This is a genomic window from Pseudomonas sp. 1L-C-7-B-C1 (genome assembly GCF_057291635.1).
In genome coordinates this window covers 1-17,984 of sequence record NZ_JBXAWH010000018.1, presented here as the reverse complement: position 1 = coordinate 17,984, position 17,984 = coordinate 1, and the positions used below count along the sequence as shown (strand labels likewise).

The window sequence follows — 17,984 nt, the reverse complement described above, 5'->3', positions numbered from 1 at the left end:
GCGTGGAACGCAACGGATCAGACACCCGGGCGGGTGGCTGATCCGGCGCTGTCACTTTCTCAAGGCCTGCTGACAACCCCCTTTCAGGAGTGCCCTTCCCACGGCAGCGGCTTGCCCGCTCGCACCCTCGCATTCAGCGAGCGCAACAGGTCGAGGGGATCACGGTCCTTCATCGCATGACTCTGCTCGTCGACCCAGGTCATGACCTGCTGCCGGTCGAGCGTCGGCCGGCGGTGCAGGATTTCAACCAACTGCCGCTCGCAATGCTGGGCATACGCAACGACGCTGGAAAACAATGGGCTGTTCATGCTGCCGACACCTCGCCACCGAATACGCGTTCAGCCTTGATAAGGCGCCAGTTCTGCTACTGCTCTCGGTACAACCCGCCACACAATACCACTGGCGCGCCATTGAAACAGCGGCAAGCCGGTGCGGGGAAGGGACGGGGTCGGGTGGCAGTGACAATGTTGAGCCTGTCGGGAGGCCGGTGCTAACATTCGCCACCGCCGAGCAGGCAAGGACAGACCGGTTTATGAGCAGCATCCGCGAGCGCAACAAAGAACTGATCCTGCGCGCAGCCAGCGAGGAATTTGCCGACAAGGGGTTCGCCGCCAGCAAGACCAGCGACATCGCCGCCAAGGCGGGTGTGCCCAAGCCCAACGTCTATTACTACTTCAAGTCCAAGGACAACCTGTATCGCGAGGTGCTCGAAAGCATCATCGAGCCGATCATGCAGGCGTCCACGCCATTCAATCGCGAGGGCGTGCCCGCTGACGTGTTGACGCGTTATATCCGCTCCAAGATCCGCATCTCTCGCGACCTGCCCTTCGCCTCAAAGGTGTTTGCCAGCGAGATCATGCACGGCGCGCCGCATCTGACACCCGAACAAGTTGAGCAACTCAATGGGCAGGCCCGGCACAACATCGAATGCGTTCAGGGCTGGATCGATGACGGCCTGATTGCGCCGATCGACCCCCATCACCTGATGTTCAGCATTTGGGCCGCAACCCAGACCTATGCCGACTTCGACTGGCAGATTTCCACGGTGACGGGCAAAGCAAGTCTGGACGACGCTGATTACGAAGCCGCCGCGCAGACCATCGTCCGGCTGGTACTCAAGGGCTGTGAGCCGGACCGCTGAGGGTCATTGGCTTTCTTCTTTGTCGTAGCCCAAGGCCCTGTTCACGCCTTGTAACAGCTGGCCGAAGCTCCAGGGCTTGCGGATGAACTCGACCGGATTTACGACACCGGAGCTCTCTGGCGTTTCATGACCTGACATGATCAGGATCGGAATGTGCGGGTACTTGTTGCTCGACAGGTTCGCAAGGTCCGCACCGTTCAAGCTGCCCGGCATGAGGATATCGGTGAGAAGGAGCGCCACGTCGCCCGAGTTGCTTTCGAGGTACGTCGCCGCCTCGTCTGCAGTCTCCATCGCATGGGTGGCGAAGCCTTCATCAGCGAGGATCTCGCACACAAACTCGCGAATGATTTGCTCGTCCTCAACCACCAGAATGAGTCCCATGTTTGGTACGTCTGCTGCCATTTGCGCCACATCCACAATAATTATTTCCCATGCCTGCCCGGCCGGCCCTGTCCTGGACTCGGGTGTAGTCCGTACTGTGAGCGGCGCAAGCGCCGGAAATTCCATCGGGAAGCAACATTTGGTCGAAACGTTGTACAGATTCGGCAAATGAATGGGTACACAAGGGTGTTCGCCAAATCGCAGGCAATAAAAAACCCGCCGAAGCGGGTTTGTGCAACACCGTCCAACTTCCTGTTGGCCGCCAATGCCTGGCAACGGTCGATCGTCCTTGATCCTGCAGCGATCCGTTGCTGCAGTTGATGGATCCAATGTACCGCGAGCGCGTGTTACAACCTAGAGCCAAGTTCCTCAGGTCGTGTAAGCCTTTCGCTATACCTGTGTCAGTTGCCTGCGTCCACGCTCAGGTTTATACCGGTCAGGCCGAGACGCTTAATGACACCGTGGCTTCCCTTCGTTAAAGGGCGCGGGTCAATGCGCTGTCGTGCAAGCGCTGACAGGGCGGCCTGCCCGGACAAGAAGAATAAAGAAGCGGAGTGACGATCATGAATATGCGCAATCTCTCGATCAGCCGGCGTTTGTGGCTGATTCTCATCGTCGCCGTGGTGATGCTGTTTACACTGGCGGCGGCGATGCTCAAGCAGATCCACGACGATCTGTATGAAGCCAAAACCATCAAGACCATGCACGTGGTGCAGACCGCCAGCGGCCTGCTCGACTTCTACCATGGCCTGGAAACCGCCGGGACCCTCACCCGCGAACAAGCGCAGCAGCAGGCGATGGATGCCATTCGCGGGCTGCGCTACAACCAGACCGACTACTTCTGGATCAACGACCTGCGCCCGGTGATGATCATGCACCCGGCCAACCCCAAGCTGGTGGGCCAAGACCTGTCCGGCATCAAAGACCCGGACGGCTTTCAGGTCTTCAACGAGATGTTGACACTGGCCAAGGCCAAAGGCGCCGGCATGGTCAACTACCGCTGGCCCAAGCCCGGCGCCACTGACGCGGTGGGCAAGACCTCCTACATTTCGCTGTTCGCGCCGTGGGGCTGGATCATCGGCTCAGGCGTCTACATCGATGACGTGCAGGCCGAGTTCTACAAGCAGGTGGTCAAGGCGCTGTCGATCAGTGCCGGGATCATTCTGGTCATGGCGCTGCTGTTGATTCTGATCGCGCGCAGCATCGCCGGCCCGCTCAAGGCCACCGTCGAGGCGATGGCCAACATTGCCAGCGGGGAAAGCGACCTGACCCGCACCCTGGCAACTCAGGGCAACGACGAAGTCACCCAACTGGCCCGGCACTTCAACGCGTTTACCGCCAAGCTGCGTGGCGTGGTCAGCGAGTTGCAATCCTCGGCCGTCGGCCTTGGTCAGGCGTCCAGTGAGCTGGGCAGCAATGCGATACAAGCCCAGGAACGCAGCCAGCAGCAGTCGTTGCAGATGGAGCAGGTGGCGACGGCGGTCAATGAGGTCACTTACGGCGTGCAGGACGTAGCGAAGAACGCCGAGCACGCCGCCAGCGAGATGCGCAACGCCGAGTCCCAGGCGCAGCAGGGTCAGGCCAACATCGACAGCAGCCTGAGGCAGATCGGGCACCTGTCCGGGACGATCGATCAGGCTGTGGAAGTGATTCGCACACTGGCCAGCGAAAGCACGCAAATCGGCGGCGTGCTGGAGGTGATCAGTTCAATTGCCGAGCAGACCAACCTGCTGGCGCTCAACGCCGCCATCGAAGCCGCCCGCGCCGGTGATCACGGCCGTGGTTTCGCCGTAGTGGCAGACGAAGTACGCCTGCTGGCCCAGCGCACGCAGAAATCCACGGCGGAAATCCAGGCGATGATCGAGCGCCTGCAGGCGCATTCGGATGCGGCGGTGAAAGTGATCGCCGACAGCAGTCGTTCGTCGCAGCTGACCATCGAGCAGGCCAATCTGGCCGGCAAAAGCCTGACCTCGATCAGCCAGGCGCTGCGCAACCTCAACGGCCTCAACGCCTCCATCGCCAGCGCGACCCTTGAGCAATCCCATGTGGTGGAAGACATCAACCAGAACGTCACTCAGGCGGCGCAGTTGTCCCAGAGCACGGCGGTGGCGGCGGAACAGTCCAGCGCGGCGAGCCATCAGCTCAAGGGGTTGAGTGAACAGCTGAATGGGTTGTTGCGGCAGTTTCGGGTTTAAGCAACTGACGCCTTCCCGGCTGAAGCCGGTCCCACAGGGATATGCGGTGTGTCAGCGAGAGTGGCGATGAAGCGGATGTAGCTTGCCTACAACCTTGCTGAGCTACGTACCTCAAGTCATTATGTATACAATAACTAAAACTATTGAATACATATATGCCAACCATTCCCACTGCATCCCCCCACCACTGCCCCGACTGGGCCGAAGCCCTGCTCAACGGGTTCAGTCAGGTGCTGCTGCAACGCAGCCCCGTCTGCGGGGTTTTCTGTCTGTTGGCGATTCTGATCAGCGCGCCCTCCTCCCTGGGCGGCGCGCTGCTGGGTGCCGTCGCCGGTTTGCTCACGGCGCAACGTCGCGGCTACTCGAAAAGCCGGCGCCAAGACGGGCTCTATAGCTACAACGGCATCTTGCTCGGGCTGCTGATCGGTTCTCAGGTCGAATGGTCGCCACTGGTGCCGCTGCTGACCATTGCCTGCGGCGGACTTAGCGCGATGCTCATGCACGCCTGGCTGGAACGCACGCCGCGCACTACGTGCCTCAACGCCTACACCGCGCCCTTCGTGCTGTTTGGCTGGTTGTTATTGATGTTTGTCGAGCCGACTTCAATCGGCGTCGCAGACATGAGCCCGATCCACGCCCTGCCCTTGGGGTTTGGTCAGGTCTTCTTGCTCGATCATCCGCTGGCAGGGCTGCTGATCGGTGTCGGGCTGCTGATCGCCAATCGGCGCGCCGCGCTCTGGGCCTTTGTCGGTTGCATCAGCGGCCTCGCTTTCGTGCTGTGGCAGTCGCAGCCCGATTTGCCGCTGCCCGGCCTGTGCGGCTATAACCCGGCGCTGGCCGGACTGGCCTTCAGTCAGGCGCGGCACAAACCCTGGCTCCCGGCGAGCGCCATCGCGCTGTCCATTCTGCTGCAGCCGGGGTTTGCAGCTATGGGGCTTCCGACCCTCACCGCGCCGTTCATTCTGGCCTGCTGGCTGGTGCAGGCCAGCGCCCGGCTGCTGCACAAGTCGATCAGCGATGACAGGTTGCGCTCCTGAGCGCTTTGTCCCACGCTCTGCCGACCTTGCACGCGGAACGACCCCATGGACAGCACCATCAGCTGGCGCGAACAGCTACGCATCATCGTTTTTCAGAGTGACACCAAACCCGGTCGACGCTTCGACAAGATCCTGCTGGTGCTCATTCTCTGCAGCCTGCTCGTGGCGATCATCGACAGCATCGAGGCCGTCCACCGCAACTACGCGACGCCCCTGGCCTGGGTCGAGTGGGCTTTCACCTTCATCTTCGCGGTCGAGTACCTTGTGCGCCTGTACTGCTCGCCCAAACCCCTCAAGTACGCGTTCAGCTTCTACGGCCTGATCGATCTGCTGGCCATCGTGCCGGGCATCCTGGCGATCTATTACAGCGATGCGCAGTACCTGCTGATCGTGCGCGTGGTGCGGATGCTGCGGATCTTCCGCGTGCTCAAGCTCAGCCCCTATCTGAAGCAGGCCAACTATTTGCTGGCGGCCCTGCGTGGCAGCAAACAGAAGATCATTGTCTTTCTCGCCACCGTGTCGACGCTGGTGACGGTGTTCGGCACGCTGATGTACGTCGTCGAAGGGCCAGAGCACGGCTTCACCAGCATTCCAAAGGGCATCTATTGGGCGATCGTGACGCTGACCACGGTGGGCTTTGGCGACATTGTGCCGAAGACCCCGATCGGGCAGATTCTGTCGTCGCTGGTCATGATCACCGGTTACTCGATCATCGCCGTGCCGACCGGGATTTTCACCGCCGAACTGGCCAATGCCATGCGCGGCGATCAGCTGCAGCACGATTGCCCGGTCTGCGCCAAGAACGCCCATGAACCCAACGCGGCGTTCTGTTCGCGCTGCGGCAATGCGCTGTTTCCCAAGCTCGGTGCGATGCCTGCACCGGCAGACGCGCAACGGGATATAAGCACATGAGTTTTTGATCTATTGGGCCGCTGAGGACTTTGGTTATAGTCGCCAGCAATTCGCCATCGCGCTTGGTTATAACAGCGGCTCTTTCAAGAGCGATTCACTAAACGCCCCCTGCTCAACGCCACAAGGAATTCACAGTGAAAAAGATCTTCGCCGCTTCCCTGCTCGCCGCAGGACTGGCCCTGGGCAGCGCTGCACAGGCCGCCGCGCCGTCGTTGCTCAACGTGTCGTATGACGTGATGCGCGATTTCTACAAGGACTACAACGCTGCATTCCAGAAACACTGGAGCGCCGAGCATCAGGAAAACGCGACGATTCAGATGTCCTTCGGCGGGTCGAGCAAGCAGGCGCGCTCGGTGATCGACGGCCTGCCTGCCGATGTCATCACCATGAACATGGCCACCGACATCAACGCCCTGGCCGACAATGGCGAGCTGGTGCCGAAGGACTGGGTCACTCGCCTGCCGAACAACAGCGCGCCGTTCACCTCGGCGACGGTGTTCATCGTGCGCAAGGGCAACCCGAAGGCGCTGAAAGACTGGCCGGACTTGGTCAAGGAGGGCGTTGAAGTGGTGGTGCCCAACCCGAAAACCTCCGGCAACGGCCGCTACACCTACCTCTCGGCCTGGGGCTACACGTTGAAGAACGGCGGCGATGAAGCGGCCGCGAAGAAGTTCGTCGGCGAGCTGTTCAGCCACGTGCCCGTGCTCGACACCGGCGGCCGCGGCGCGACCACCACGTTCATGACCAACCACATCGGCGACGTGCTGGTGACCTTTGAGAACGAAGCGGAAATGATCGCCCGTGAGTTTGGTCGCGATCAGTTCGAAGTGGTCTACCCGAGTGTCTCCGCCGAGGCAGAACCGCCGGTGAGCGTGGTGGACAAAGTAGTCGACAAGAAAGGCACCCGCGCGGTGGCCGAGGCGTACCTGAAGTACTTGTGGTCGCCGGAAGGACAGGAAATTGCGGCGGCCAATTACTTGCGTCCCCGCGACCCGGCGGTGCTGGCCAAGTACAACGACCGCTTCCCGAAAGTGGACTTTCTGTCAGTGGAAAAAACCTTCGGCGACTGGCGCACTGTGCAGAAAACTCACTTCAATGACGGCGGCGTGTTTGATCAGATCTACCCGGGCAAGTAAGCAACGGACGATGCGAAAACGGCGACCTGAAGAGGTCGCCGTTTTTGTTTGGCTTGACCGGTGATTCACAGGGGAATGCAGAACGTGTGGGAGCGAGCTTGCTCGCGAATGCAGTGTGCCAGACAACACATAAGTCACAGACAGATCGCATTCGCGAGCAAGCTCACTCCCACATGAACCGGGTTTGCCACGCGACATCTCGGCGACCTGAAAAGCCGCCGTGTTCATCTGCCTTGATGCCCGTCGTCTGCGGGACGCGGAGCGTCCAGGGCGGCGTTACCACGCGGAGCGTGGGAACGATCAGATCAAAAGCTTCCCGGCTAAAGCCAGTCCCACTAACAGACCGCGCCCGCCCGTAGGAACGGCTTCAGCCAGGAAGCCTTTGATCTGCTTTTGATCTTGATCTTCATACACAAAAAGCCCGGACACCGCAGAACGCGACTTGGGTGCAGGCTGAACGGAGGTCTCGCGCAGTGGGCCGAGCCGCATGGATGCGGCGAGAGCGCCGTCAGGGCATGGATGCCCGTTCGGCGCGGGCCCACGGAGCGGGACCGGAGTGAAGGAACCCTGAGGAACGAAGGGCCCAACCAGGAGCAAGCACCCTTGGTTACTTGGGGTGCTTTTCCAAGTAACTCGCCGAAGGCGATACGGTCTGCCCCCAGGCAGACGCCCTTGATCCTGATCTTGATCTTGATCTTGATCTTGGCGTACTAGGCCACCCGCCTAATTCAATTCCCGAACTGCTTGCTCAACCCCGGCGGCACACCGCTGGCATCGGTTTCCTGCCAAGGCCCGCTGGGCGAAGTCGACCAGGTCCAGCCGTTGTTCCAGCGGTAATACGTGCGCTGGCGATAAAACGTATTCGGCACATTATCCAGCACATGCACACCCAGGCGCGCATCCCAGTGACTGTTGCCACCCGGCGGCGGGGCGAAGTGCGAAGAAGTTTTCGGGCCCGGCGCCGGGATCGGCGTGGACGGCGGCGTCTCTGGCGCCGTGCGCGGGGTGCCGGGCTGCGGCGTCGGCGACGGACCGGGGATGGTCGGGATCGGCTCGGAACTCTGCGGCCCTGGATGCTGCACCGCACAGGCGGCGGTCAATCCCACCACCAGAGTCAACAAGGCAAAACGGGCGACGCGATACATAAGGACTCTCTACTCGCTGCGTTAACGGGATTACTGATCGGGGCTGTCGATGGTCAGGGCCTGCAGCGCCGTCACGTTGCTCGGCAACGGCTGGCTACGACCGACCCATTCGCCCGCTGTGGGCTGACCGGCACGGGACACCCGAGCCACGAGTTGGACTTCGGCGAAGTTCGACAGTTTCAGCTGCGGCATCATCGCGTCGGCGTCAGTCAGCTCGACTTCCACTGGCAAGTCGGCCACGGTCACGCGCTTGACCGCCAGCGGCGCCGGCGGGCCTGACACCGCGCGGGCAAACACAAACACCGTGTCGCCTGGCTGCACTTTGGCTTTCAATGTCTCCGACAGCGTGACACGCACCTTCAGATGCGCGCCCTGCACCGCCACCGGCGGGGTGTTTTCAAGCGTGCCGCCGCTTCGTACGAGCTTGTCACGGGCGCGTTTGATCCCGCCTTCCAGCGCTCCGCGGGAGGGATCGTCCGGCGGCAATACCGCCAGCAACCGCGTCCAGTAGCTCACCGCCTGATCAAACTGCTGGCTTTCGAAGGCGTTGATCCCCATCAGGCCCAGGCTGGTGACTTCTTTGGGATTCAGCTTCAGCGCCTCTTCGGCAATCCCCTGAATCTGCGGGCTCCAGGCCTTGTTGCCGGCGAAATACAGCGCCTGGGCCCATTGCCCCAGCAGTTCGGGCTGACGGCCGGCCAGCTTGGCCGCGCGCTCGAACATCCGCGCTGCGTCGGCCGGGCGATCCTGGGCCATGTAAGTCCTGGCGAGGAAATAAGCGCTCTCGGCGGAATCCGGCTGTGCCTTGACCGCGCGCTCCAGGCGCTCGGTCATCTGCGCCAGCGAACCCGGTGGCTGGGAAAATTCCCGGGTCAGCTCGACCTTGTCCGACGCGCCGAAGTGCAGATACAGGCCCAACGCCAATACAGGGACCAGAATCGCGGCGAGCAACGGCAGCGGCTTGCCCAGGCGGGACACCCGCTCGGGACCCACGCCTTCGGTGTCGGCGAGCAATTCACGGGCAGCCTCGGCACGGCCGCCGTCCAGTTGCGCCGCCGAGAGCACGCCCTCCACCTGCTGCGTCTGCAGCTCGGTGATGCGTTCCTGATACAAGGCGACGTTGAGGGCGGTGCGATCTTCTTCAGTCTGCGCGCGACGGCCGCGCAACACCGGGATCAGCAGGAAACTCAGGGCCACCAGCAACAACAGGCCGGCGGCCATCCAGAAATCGATCATTCGCGGTTTTTATCCAGCAAGTGGGCGAGGCGCTGACGCTCCTCGTCGGAAAGCACGTCGGCGTCTTCGCGGTCTGAGCGGCGACGGCGCACGACAATCACACCAATCAACACCGCGCCGACCAGCAGCAGCCCGGCTGGACCGAACCAGAGCAGCCAGGTGTGGGCATTGAGCTCGGGCTTGTAACGTACGAACTCGCCGTAGCGATCGACCATGAAATCGATAATCTGTTGATTGCTTTGGCCTTCGCCAAGCATGCGGTAGATTTCTTTGCGCAGGTCGGCCGCGATGGGCGCGTTGGAATCGGCGATGTCCTGATTCTGGCACTTCGGGCAGCGCAGCTCGCGAGTCAGTTCGGTGTAGCGAGCCCGCTCGGCGTCGTCCTTGAAGGTGTAGGCATCAATCGCTGCCTGGGCCACACCTGCAAAACCCAACGCCAGTACCGCAGCAGCCGCCAGCCGCCGAGCCCCCTGTAGGAGCGAGCTTGCTCGCGAAGAGGCCCGAACAGCCGCCACATCATGCCGGCTGATCATTCTGAGCCCTCATCCACCAGCGCCTGATACTGCCCCGCCAGCTTCTCGCGCCACACGGTCTCATCGATCACGCCCACATGCTTGTAACGAATGACGCCCTTCCCATCGATCAGAAAGGTCTCCGGCGCGCCATACACACCCAGATTCAGACCCAGGCTGCCGGCCTCATCATTGATGTTCAGCTGATACGGGTCGTGAAAGTCCTTGAGCCACTTCTGCGCTTCGGCGTTCACATCCTTGTAATTGACGCCGTAGATCACCACGCCCTGTTGCGCCAGCTTGGTCAGCACCGGGTGCTCGACGCGGCAGGCCACGCACCAGGTGCCCCAGACGTTGACCAGCGCCGGTTTGCCAAGCAAGTCGGCGCGAGTCAGGGGCTTGCCATCCTGCACCGCAGGCAAGCTGAATTCAGGGAACGGCTTGCCGATCAGCGCCGACGGCAATTCCGACGGATCCAGATACAAGCCTCGATACAGCAACCCCGCCATGCCAAGGAACAGCACCAGCGGACCGAGCAACATCCAGCGCTTCATACCGCCGCTCCCGTCAGGCCCAATGCGTCACGCACCTTCGTGCGGACCTTGACGCGATAACGCTTGTCCAGCGCTGCCAGCAGACCGCCCAGCGCGGTGATGAGCCCGCCGAACCAGATCCAGCGCACGAACGGCTTGACGTGGACACGCACCGCCCACGCGCCGTTTTCCAGCGGTTCGCCCAACGCCACGTACAGATCGCGGGTGAAACCGGCGTCGATGCCGGCCTCGGTCATCATCGAACGCTGCACCGTGTACAGGCGTTTTTCCGGGTGCAGCACGGTGATTTCCTTGCCGTCTTCCAGCACGCGAAGGGTGCCGCGATCGGAGGTGAAGTTCGGGCCCTGGTAATGCTGGGCCCCCTCGAACACAAACATATAGCCACCCAGTTCTACCGATTCGCCGGGGGCCATGCGCAGGTCGCGCTCAGCGCTGTTCTGGCTCGACAACACCACGCCCAGCGCCAGCACCGCAATGCCGAGGTGCGCCACCTGCATACCCCAATAACTGCGGGTCAGCGAGCGCGCGCCCTTGAGCAGGCCTTTGTGGCGTGTCTTGTCGAACAGGTCGCGCACGCCGGCCAGCAATACCCAGGCCGCCAGCAAACAGGTGGCAAGCACCGCCCAATGGAAGTCGGCCATGGCGAAACCGGCGATGACCGCCAACACCGCGCTGCCGACCAACACCGGCGCGAGCATGCTCAACAGCCACTTGACCGGCGTGTCCTTCCAGCGCACCAGGACACCCACCGCCATGACCGCCATGAGCAAACCCATCAGCGGCACGAACAACGCATTGAAATACGGCGGGCCGACCGACATCTTCGCCCCGCTCAACGCATCCAGCACCAATGGGTACAGCGTGCCGAGCAGGATCATCGACGCGGCCACAACGAGCACGAGGTTATTGCCCAGCAGCAGGGTTTCCCGGGACCACAGGCCAAAACCGACATGGCTTTTCACCACCGGCGCGCGGATGGCAAATAGCGTCAGTGAGCCACCGACCACCATTAGCAGGAAGATCAGAATGAACACACCACGGGCCGGATCAGACGCGAAGGCGTGCACCGACGTCAGTACGCCGGAGCGCACGAGGAAGGTACCGAGCAGGCTCAACGAAAAGGCCGCGATGGCCAAAAGCACAGTCCAGCTTTTGAACACGCCGCGCTTCTCGGTAACCGCCAGGGAGTGAATCAGCGCCGTGCCCACCAGCCATGGCATGAACGAGGCGTTTTCTACCGGGTCCCAGAACCACCAGCCACCCCAGCCGAGTTCGTAATAGGCCCACCACGAACCCAGGGTGATGCCGATGCCAAGGAAGGCCCAGGCAACGATGGTCCAAGGACGCGACCAGCGCGCCCATGCCGCATCAAGCCGACCGCCAAGCAAGGCGGCGATGGCGAAGGCGAACGCCACCGAGAACCCGACATACCCCATGTACAGCATCGGCGGGTGGACGATCAGGCCGATGTCCTGGAGCAACGGATTAAGGTCGCGGCCGTCCTGGGGAATCTGCGGCAGGATGCGGCTGAAGGGGTTGGACGTGAGGATCAGGAACAGCAGAAAGCCGACGCTGATCATGCCCATCACCGCCAGCACCCGGGCGAGCATGACCTGGGGCAATTGCCGGGAAAAGATCGACACGGCGAAGGTCCAGCCGCCGAGGATGAGCGCCCAGAGCAGCAACGACCCTTCGTGTGCGCCCCAGACAGCGCTGAATTTGTAGTACCACGGCAACGCGCTGTTGGAGTTTTCAGCCACGTAGGCCACGGAAAAATCGTCGACCATGAACGAATGGGTCAGGCAGCCGAAGGCAAACACCAGGAATGCAAACTGCCCCCAGGCGGCAGGCTGGGCGAGGCTCATCCACAGACGGTCGCCGCGCCAGGCGCCCAGCAGCGGCACGCTGGCCTGCACGATGGCGAAACACAGGGCCAAAATCATGGCCAGATGGCCGAGTTCGGGAATCATCGTTTACCCCTGTTTGTCCGGGAGAGCGGCGGGCGTCGTGGCGGGCGCGAGCTGGCCGCTGTCTTTCAGCGCTTTGGCGACTTCCGGCGGCATGTATTTCTCATCGTGTTTGGCCAGTACTTCATCAGCGACGACCACGCCGTCGGCATTGAGCTTGCCGAGCGCAACGATGCCCTGCCCTTCGCGGAACAGGTCAGGCAGGATGCCGCGATAGGTGATGGGCACCGACTTGTTGAAATCGGTGACGGCAAAGGTGACGTCCAGGGAATCCGGCGAGCGCTGCAGCGAGCCCTGAACCACCATGCCACCGGCGCGAATTCGCGTATCATGGGGCGCTTCGCCGCCGGCGATCTGGGTCGGGGTGTAGAACAGATTGATGTTTTCCTTCAGCGCGCTGAGTGCAAGGCTGACCGCGATGCCGACCCCGGCGAGGATCGCCACAATGATCAACAGGCGCTTTTTTCGCAGCGGATTCACGTAATGCTCTCCCGGCGCAGACGACGCGCCTCTTGTTGCAGGTGACGCCGACGCGCGACAACCGGTGCCAGCACGTTGATCGCCAGCACGGTGAAGCAGATGCCATAAGCCGACCAGACATACAGACCGTGCTTGCCCATGGCGAGAAAATCGCTGAAAGACTCGAAGCTCATCGTTCGGCTCCATGGCGAGGTGACGCTGGGCGGCCTGAGTGCTTCATCAACTCATCCTTGACCCACCCGGCGCGGGCCTCGCGCTTGAGCACTTCCAGGCGCATGCGCATCAGCAGCACCGCACCGAAGAAGCAGTAAAACCCCAGAACGGTGAACAGCAGCGGCAGCCACATTTCGGCAGGCATGGCCGGCTTTTCCGTCAGGCTGAAGGTCGCGCCCTGGTGCAGGGTGCTCCACCATTCCACAGAATATTTGATGATCGGGATGTTGATCACGCCGACGATGGCCAGCACGGCGCAGGCCTTGGCGGCGCTGTCGCGGTTGGTAATGGCGTTGCCCAGCGCGATCAGGCCGAAGTACAGAAACAGCAAAATCAGCATCGACGTCAGGCGCGCGTCCCAGACCCACCACGAGCCCCACGTCGGCTTGCCCCAGATCGCGCCGGTGACCAGCGCCAGGGCGGTCATCCACGCACCGACGGGCGCCGCACATTGCAGGGCGACGTCGGCCATCTTCATTTTCCAGACCAGCCCGACCACGCCGCACACGGCCATCATCACGTAGCAGGACTGCGCCAGCATCGCCGCCGGCACGTGGATATAAATGATGCGAAAGCTGTTGCCTTGCTGGTAGTCGGGCGGCGCGAACGCCAGGCCCCAGACCACGCCGATGCCGATCAACAGCGCCGCAGCAATGCTCAGCCACGGCAGCAGACGGCCGCTGATGCCGTAAAACCATTTGGGCGAACCGAGTTTGTGGAACCAGGCCCAACTCATGCCGCCTTTAGCCTTGGCGCTTGTGTTCATCACGCTGCCTTTTCATCACGGTGCTTTTCATCACGGTGCTCGTTATCACAGTGCGTCTCCGCCAGAGGCGCTATCAGGGCAAGGCACTTCTTATGACTGAAGCGTCTAGGACCTGCCGGCGGAAAAACTGTCCGCTCGGTCAGGGTGCGATTATTCGCCAACGCTGATCTTCAAACCAGCGGCAATTGCAAAAGGCGTCAGGGTTACCGCCAGTGCGGTCAGGCTGCCAAGCCAAAGCAGATAACCGGTCGCGGGCATGCCCTCAAGTGCAGCCTGCAACGCGCCGCTGCCCAGAATCAGCACCGGGATGTACAGCGGCAGGATCAACAACGCCAGCAGCAGACCGCCGCGCTTGAGCCCGACGGTCAACGCCGCGCCCACCGCGCCAAGCAGGCTCAGCACCGGCGTGCCCAGCAGCAGCGACAGCAGCAGCACCGGCAGACAGGCGGTGGGCAGGCCCAGCATCAGCGCCAGCAGCGGAGACAGCAAGACCAGTGCCAGCCCGGAAAACGCCCAGTGCGCCAGCACTTTCGCCAGCACCAGCAGCGCCAGCGGTTGCGACGACAGCACCCATTGTTCGAGGGAGCCGTCTTCGAAATCGCTGCGGAACAGACCGTCCAGCGACAGCAGCACGGACAACAGCGCCGCCACCCACACCAACCCCGGCGACAGGCGTTGCAGCAGCTGCGTGTCAGGGCCGACGGCCAGGGGAAACAGGGCGATGACGATGGCGAAGAACACCAGCGGGTTCAGCAGCTCGGCCGGGCGCCGAAACAGCAGGCGCGCTTCGCGGGCGATCAACAGGGTAAACACGTGACTCATGCCGCCCACTGCCCCAGGTCCAGATCGCGATAGCCTGACGGTGTGCGGCTCAGGGTGTGGTGGGTGGTCAGCATTACGGCGCCGCCGTTTTCACAGTGCGCCGCCAGGTGCGCTTCGAGTTGCGCGACGCCCTGTTTGTCCAGCGCCGTGAAGGGCTCGTCGAGCATCCACAAGCGAGGGCCCGGCAAATACAGGCGGGCCAGCGCCACGCGACGGCGCTGGCCCGCCGACAAGGTGTGGCACGGCACGTCTTCAAAGCCGCGCAGGCCGACCGCTTCGAGGGCGCGCCAGATGTCGGCGGTTTCCACGGGCGTGTGCAGCGCGCAGAGCCAGGCGAGGTTTTCCAGAGGGGTGAGTAAATCTTTGATGCCGGCGGTGTGGCCGATCCACAGCAGGTGACGGGTCAACTCGCTGCGCTGACTGGCGAGGGGCTTGCCATTCAGAAGCACACTGCCGGCGGTGGGCTGCATCAGCCCGCACAACAGGCGCAGCAAGCTGGTTTTGCCGCTGCCGTTGGGGCCGCTGATCTGCACCATGTCGCCTGCGCTCAGCCGCAATTCGAGGTGCTCGAACAGCAGGCGCCAGTCACGCTCGCAAGTCAGCGCCACGGCTTCAAGAACGGGGATCGGCATGGGGACCTTCTTTTCAGTAGCAGCGGCACGGCGGTTCAAGTCGGGATCATGACGGCCGTTATACTGATGCAGCTTAACGGTGGACCGCCGACGCAGTCGGTGCCGGATTATACATACCCGGACCCGCCACCCAGAGCGCAAATTTACCGAGTCGGGATCTGATGACAGGCGATATACCCAATCTTTCTCCAGTAGCAGCGGCCACGGCCTTGCTCCGTGCAGGCGTGCCGGCGGGCGAAGTGCTCAAGCTGATGGAGCCGCGTGAAGGGCTGTTGACCTCGGGTCAGGTGGCCAGCGCTGAAGTGGTGAGCCTCAAGCAACTGGGGCAGGACTTTCAGCTGCTGCTCAAACTGACCATGGACAACGGCCGGCAAACCACCCTCCCCGTCAGCAGTTCGCTGCCGCTGACCCCCGGCACCAACGTCAATGTCGCCCAGGGTTCGGCGGATACCTTGACCATCAGCGTGCAGGACCTGCAGAAAGCCGCTACCAACAGCCTGACCAGCATCGACACGCGGCAATTGCCCGCGGGCACGCTGCTACAGGGCAAGGTACTGACCACTCAAGTGGCGGCGCAGAATGTCGCGCAATTAAGCGGCCAGTCCTCCGCCAGCGCGCTGCCAACCAGTTACCGTTCCATCGTCATCCTGCTCAACACGGCCCTCGCCGGAACTAGCCTGACCGTCGACAGCCCGCAGCCGCTGCGGGTCGGCAGTCTGCTCAGCGCCCAAGTGCAGAACAGTCAGGCGCTGAATTTCGTCGCCTTGCCCAATCGCCTTGATGAACTGGCCCTGGCCCAGCAGTTATCGACCCAGCAAAGCCGTCAGGGCTCGCTGCAGGGCCTGATCGCCGCACTGCAAAACATGCCGCCGCCGGCTGCCGATGGCGACAATCTTTCGCCGTCGCTGCGGGCCACCATCGAGCAACTGCTGGCCGATCTGCCGGATGTCCCGCAGATGACCACCGCCAAGGGCGTGGCCCAGGCGCTGAATGCCAGCGGGCTGTTCATGGAATCGCGCTTGCTCGTCGGGCAAAACCCGACGCTGGTGCCGGACATGAAAGCCAACCTGCTGCGGCTTGTCACACAGATCATGCCGGGCCTGCCGGGCAACGTCAGTTATGACGCTGCGGCGGCCGGCAATACCTTGGCGCGGGCCATGCCCAGCGTGTTGCGCAGCGCCTTCGGCACGTTGGGGCTGGTGGCGCCGCCGAGCGATCCGATCAACTTTCCATTGCCACCGCGCACCCTCGGGCACCCAGGCAGCAAGGACGATCTGGAGATGCTGCTGAAGCTCGCGGCGGGGGCGATTTCACGCCTGCAGAGCCATCAGCTGGGCGGGCTGGAGCAGACGCGTACCCATGCTGATGGCACCCAGGTCACCACATGGCAGCTGGAGATCCCGATGCGCAACGCCCACGACATCGTGCCGTTGCAGGTCAAGGTTCAGCGCGAAGAGACGCCCGAGCGGGACGAGCATTCCGACACGCCAGTGCAGGAGACCAAGGAGCGAGAAAAGCTCTGGCGGGTGGAGCTGGCATTCGATCTGGAGCCCCTCGGCCCGCTGCACGTGCAGGCGCAACTGATGGCCGGCAGCATCGCCAGCCAGTTGTGGGCGGAACGCGAAGGCAGCGCTGAGTTGATTTCCGGCGAGCTGGATAATCTGCGTGCGCGGTTGGTGGCGTGCGGTCTGAACGTCAAGGCGCTGGAATGCAACCGAGGCGTGCCGCCCCAGGGCCCACGTACCGTGCTCGAACAACGCTGGATTGACGAGAACGCCTGATGAGCACACCCGAGCAGAACCCGCGTCAGGCCATTGCCCTGAGCTACGACGGCCACCAGGCCCCGACGCTGACCGCCAAGGGCGACGACGCCCTGGCGGAAGCAATACTGGCGATCGCCCGAGAGTACAAAGTCCCGATCTATGAAAACGCCGAACTGGTGAAAATGCTCGCCCGCCTGGAACTGGGCGACAGCATTCCCCAGGAGCTGTACCTGACCATCGCCGAAATCATCGCCTTTGCCTGGCGCCTGAAAGGCAAGTTCCCGGTGGGGTTTGACCCGGACGCCGGGCCGGTGGAGCGGGACATCACACCGCGTTGAAGGTGTGTGGCGCATGACCGGACGCCTTCGCGAGCAAGCTGGAGCGCCACCCCGGTCCCTCCCACCCGTATTCTGTGCTCTACGGTTTCTCGGTAGACGCCTAAAAACTGTGGGAGTGAGCTTGCTCACGAAGAGGCCGGGACATTCAGCCACTTTCTCGGGGGCTGAAAGTAAGTCTTCGCGAGCAAGCTCGCTCCCACATGACGGTGGGCTGACTCAAAATCGCCGGTCATTGCAGGACCTGTGGGAGTGAGCTTGCTCACGAAGAGGCCGGGACATTCAGCCACTTTCTCGGGGGCTGAAAGTAAGTCTTCGCGAGCAAGCTCGACTCCCACGGGAGGGTGATTCAGCTCGGGATTCCCGGTTGGCGCAAGACCTGTGGGAGTGAACTTGCTCACGAAGAGGCCGGGGCATTCAGCCACTGTCTCGGGGACTGAAAGTAAGCCTTCGCGAGCAAGCTCGCTCCCACATGACGGTGGGCTGACCAAAATCGCCGGTTGTTGCAGGACCTGTGGGAGTGAGCTTGCTCACGAAGAGGCCGGGGCATTCAGCCACTTTCTCTGGGGCTGAAAGTAAGTCTTCGAGACCAAGCTCGACTCCCACGGGAGGGTGATTCGGCTCGGGATTTCCGGTTGGCGCAAGACCTGTGGGAGTGAGCTTGAACTGGCCTAATGATTTTGGACATCTCAATCGGGCGCTAAGATGGCGCCCAAATCGGAGGTGTTATGGGCATGCGTACTTCTTACTCGAACGA

General features: G+C 62.3%; 19 protein-coding genes. 7 read left to right on the top strand and 12 right to left on the bottom strand.

Features of this window, described 5'->3' with window-relative positions:
- Positions 1–83: 83 nt before the first annotated feature.
- Complete coding sequence (locus tag AC0Z8Z_RS23755; protein WP_065988731.1) at positions 84–308, bottom strand: hypothetical protein; 225 nt, start codon at positions 306–308, stop codon at positions 84–86.
- Positions 309–532: 224 nt separating this feature from the next.
- Between AC0Z8Z_RS23755 and AC0Z8Z_RS23750 the strand changes: the two genes are divergently transcribed.
- Positions 533–1,141, top strand: coding sequence for a TetR/AcrR family transcriptional regulator (locus AC0Z8Z_RS23750; protein WP_485620742.1), 609 nt, complete (start codon positions 533–535; stop codon positions 1,139–1,141).
- Positions 1,142–1,144: 3 nt separating this feature from the next.
- Here AC0Z8Z_RS23750 and AC0Z8Z_RS23745 read toward each other — a convergent pair whose 3' ends face one another.
- Positions 1,145–1,543: a response regulator gene (locus AC0Z8Z_RS23745; RefSeq protein ID WP_485620741.1), complete on the bottom strand. Its 399-nt coding sequence runs from the start codon at positions 1,541–1,543 to the stop codon at positions 1,145–1,147.
- A 542-nt stretch (positions 1,544–2,085) separates the two neighbouring features.
- On the opposite strand from AC0Z8Z_RS23745, the gene AC0Z8Z_RS23740 reads away from it, so the two are divergent.
- The 4 genes from AC0Z8Z_RS23740 (at position 2,086) to AC0Z8Z_RS23725 (ending at position 6,802) form a co-directional block, all read left to right on the top strand.
- On the top strand, positions 2,086–3,717 hold the full coding sequence (locus AC0Z8Z_RS23740; RefSeq protein WP_485620740.1) for a methyl-accepting chemotaxis protein: 1,632 nt from the start codon (positions 2,086–2,088) through the stop codon (positions 3,715–3,717).
- A gap of 155 nt (positions 3,718–3,872) precedes the next feature.
- Positions 3,873–4,754, top strand: coding sequence for an urea transporter (locus AC0Z8Z_RS23735; RefSeq protein WP_485620739.1), 882 nt, complete (start codon positions 3,873–3,875; stop codon positions 4,752–4,754).
- A 45-nt stretch (positions 4,755–4,799) separates the two neighbouring features.
- A complete protein-coding gene (locus tag AC0Z8Z_RS23730) occupies positions 4,800–5,666 on the top strand; it encodes an ion transporter (RefSeq protein ID WP_485620738.1) in 867 nt (288 codons plus the stop codon).
- A 134-nt stretch (positions 5,667–5,800) separates the two neighbouring features.
- Entirely contained in the window at positions 5,801–6,802 is a 1,002-nt protein-coding gene (locus AC0Z8Z_RS23725; RefSeq protein WP_485620737.1) for a sulfate ABC transporter substrate-binding protein, read from the top strand.
- 728 nt (positions 6,803–7,530) lie between these two features.
- Here the strand turns inward: AC0Z8Z_RS23725 and AC0Z8Z_RS23720 are convergent.
- The 10 genes from AC0Z8Z_RS23720 to ccmA form a co-directional block, all read right to left on the bottom strand.
- Complete coding sequence (locus AC0Z8Z_RS23720) at positions 7,531–7,947, bottom strand: hypothetical protein (RefSeq protein ID WP_485620736.1); 417 nt, start codon at positions 7,945–7,947, stop codon at positions 7,531–7,533.
- Between the two features lie 30 nt (positions 7,948–7,977).
- A complete protein-coding gene (gene ccmI, locus AC0Z8Z_RS23715) occupies positions 7,978–9,183 on the bottom strand; it encodes a c-type cytochrome biogenesis protein CcmI (RefSeq protein ID WP_485620735.1) in 1,206 nt (401 codons plus the stop codon).
- Positions 9,180–9,716 (bottom strand): cytochrome c-type biogenesis protein, encoded by a 537-nt coding sequence (locus AC0Z8Z_RS23710; RefSeq protein WP_485620734.1) that lies wholly within the window; start codon positions 9,714–9,716, stop codon positions 9,180–9,182. The genes ccmI and AC0Z8Z_RS23710 overlap by 4 nt, the downstream gene beginning before the upstream one ends.
- Positions 9,713–10,249 (bottom strand): DsbE family thiol:disulfide interchange protein, encoded by a 537-nt coding sequence (locus AC0Z8Z_RS23705; RefSeq protein ID WP_205482737.1) that lies wholly within the window; start codon positions 10,247–10,249, stop codon positions 9,713–9,715. The genes AC0Z8Z_RS23710 and AC0Z8Z_RS23705 overlap by 4 nt, the downstream gene beginning before the upstream one ends.
- On the bottom strand, positions 10,246–12,219 hold the full coding sequence (locus tag AC0Z8Z_RS23700) for a heme lyase CcmF/NrfE family subunit (protein ID WP_122536813.1): 1,974 nt from the start codon (positions 12,217–12,219) through the stop codon (positions 10,246–10,248). Before AC0Z8Z_RS23700 ends, AC0Z8Z_RS23705 begins: the two co-directional genes overlap by 4 nt.
- 3 nt (positions 12,220–12,222) lie before the next feature.
- Positions 12,223–12,696, bottom strand: a complete 474-nt coding sequence (gene ccmE, locus AC0Z8Z_RS23695) for a cytochrome c maturation protein CcmE (RefSeq protein WP_485620733.1) — start codon at positions 12,694–12,696, stop codon at positions 12,223–12,225.
- Positions 12,693–12,869: a heme exporter protein CcmD gene (gene ccmD / locus AC0Z8Z_RS23690; protein WP_485620732.1), complete on the bottom strand. Its 177-nt coding sequence runs from the start codon at positions 12,867–12,869 to the stop codon at positions 12,693–12,695. The genes ccmE and ccmD overlap by 4 nt, the downstream gene beginning before the upstream one ends.
- Complete coding sequence (locus tag AC0Z8Z_RS23685; RefSeq protein WP_485620789.1) at positions 12,866–13,645, bottom strand: heme ABC transporter permease; 780 nt, start codon at positions 13,643–13,645, stop codon at positions 12,866–12,868. Before AC0Z8Z_RS23685 ends, ccmD begins: the two co-directional genes overlap by 4 nt.
- Before the next feature lie 180 nt (positions 13,646–13,825).
- Positions 13,826–14,497: a heme exporter protein CcmB gene (gene ccmB / locus AC0Z8Z_RS23680; RefSeq protein WP_122536817.1), complete on the bottom strand. Its 672-nt coding sequence runs from the start codon at positions 14,495–14,497 to the stop codon at positions 13,826–13,828.
- Positions 14,494–15,129, bottom strand: a complete 636-nt coding sequence (gene ccmA, locus AC0Z8Z_RS23675) for a cytochrome c biogenesis heme-transporting ATPase CcmA (RefSeq protein WP_485620731.1) — start codon at positions 15,127–15,129, stop codon at positions 14,494–14,496. Before ccmA ends, ccmB begins: the two co-directional genes overlap by 4 nt.
- A 161-nt stretch (positions 15,130–15,290) precedes the next feature.
- Here ccmA and fliK point away from each other — a divergent pair, with 161 nt between their 5' ends.
- A complete protein-coding gene (fliK, locus tag AC0Z8Z_RS23670; RefSeq protein WP_485620730.1) occupies positions 15,291–16,910 on the top strand; it encodes a flagellar hook-length control protein FliK in 1,620 nt (539 codons plus the stop codon).
- Entirely contained in the window at positions 16,910–17,230 is a 321-nt protein-coding gene (locus AC0Z8Z_RS23665) for an EscU/YscU/HrcU family type III secretion system export apparatus switch protein (protein WP_122536808.1), read from the top strand. Before fliK ends, AC0Z8Z_RS23665 begins: the two co-directional genes overlap by 1 nt.
- The last annotated feature ends 754 nt before the right edge of the window (positions 17,231–17,984 follow it).

Bases quoted from the DNA above. Each gene is read 5' to 3' on its own strand.
- ccmA (WP_485620731.1), bottom strand. From the start codon at position 15,129: ATGCCGATCCCCGTTCTTGAAGCCGTGGCGCTGACTTGCGAGCGTGAC.
- fliK (WP_485620730.1), top strand. From the start codon at position 15,291: ATGACAGGCGATATACCCAATCTTTCTCCAGTAGCAGCGGCCACGGCC.
- AC0Z8Z_RS23720 (WP_485620736.1), bottom strand. From the start codon at position 7,947: ATGTATCGCGTCGCCCGTTTTGCCTTGTTGACTCTGGTGGTGGGATTG.
- AC0Z8Z_RS23700 (WP_122536813.1), bottom strand. From the start codon at position 12,219: ATGATTCCCGAACTCGGCCATCTGGCCATGATTTTGGCCCTGTGTTTC.
- AC0Z8Z_RS23710 (WP_485620734.1), bottom strand. From the start codon at position 9,716: ATGATCAGCCGGCATGATGTGGCGGCTGTTCGGGCCTCTTCGCGAGCA.
- AC0Z8Z_RS23665 (WP_122536808.1), top strand. From the start codon at position 16,910: ATGAGCACACCCGAGCAGAACCCGCGTCAGGCCATTGCCCTGAGCTAC.
- AC0Z8Z_RS23730 (WP_485620738.1), top strand. From the start codon at position 4,800: ATGGACAGCACCATCAGCTGGCGCGAACAGCTACGCATCATCGTTTTT.
- AC0Z8Z_RS23745 (WP_485620741.1), bottom strand. From the start codon at position 1,543: ATGGCAGCAGACGTACCAAACATGGGACTCATTCTGGTGGTTGAGGAC.
- AC0Z8Z_RS23750 (WP_485620742.1), top strand. From the start codon at position 533: ATGAGCAGCATCCGCGAGCGCAACAAAGAACTGATCCTGCGCGCAGCC.
- ccmD (WP_485620732.1), bottom strand. From the start codon at position 12,869: ATGAGCTTCGAGTCTTTCAGCGATTTTCTCGCCATGGGCAAGCACGGT.
- AC0Z8Z_RS23740 (WP_485620740.1), top strand. From the start codon at position 2,086: ATGAATATGCGCAATCTCTCGATCAGCCGGCGTTTGTGGCTGATTCTC.
- AC0Z8Z_RS23705 (WP_205482737.1), bottom strand. From the start codon at position 10,249: ATGAAGCGCTGGATGTTGCTCGGTCCGCTGGTGCTGTTCCTTGGCATG.
- ccmI (WP_485620735.1), bottom strand. From the start codon at position 9,183: ATGATCGATTTCTGGATGGCCGCCGGCCTGTTGTTGCTGGTGGCCCTG.
- AC0Z8Z_RS23685 (WP_485620789.1), bottom strand. From the start codon at position 13,645: ATGAGTTGGGCCTGGTTCCACAAACTCGGTTCGCCCAAATGGTTTTAC.
- AC0Z8Z_RS23755 (WP_065988731.1), bottom strand. From the start codon at position 308: ATGAACAGCCCATTGTTTTCCAGCGTCGTTGCGTATGCCCAGCATTGC.
- AC0Z8Z_RS23735 (WP_485620739.1), top strand. From the start codon at position 3,873: ATGCCAACCATTCCCACTGCATCCCCCCACCACTGCCCCGACTGGGCC.
- ccmB (WP_122536817.1), bottom strand. From the start codon at position 14,497: ATGAGTCACGTGTTTACCCTGTTGATCGCCCGCGAAGCGCGCCTGCTG.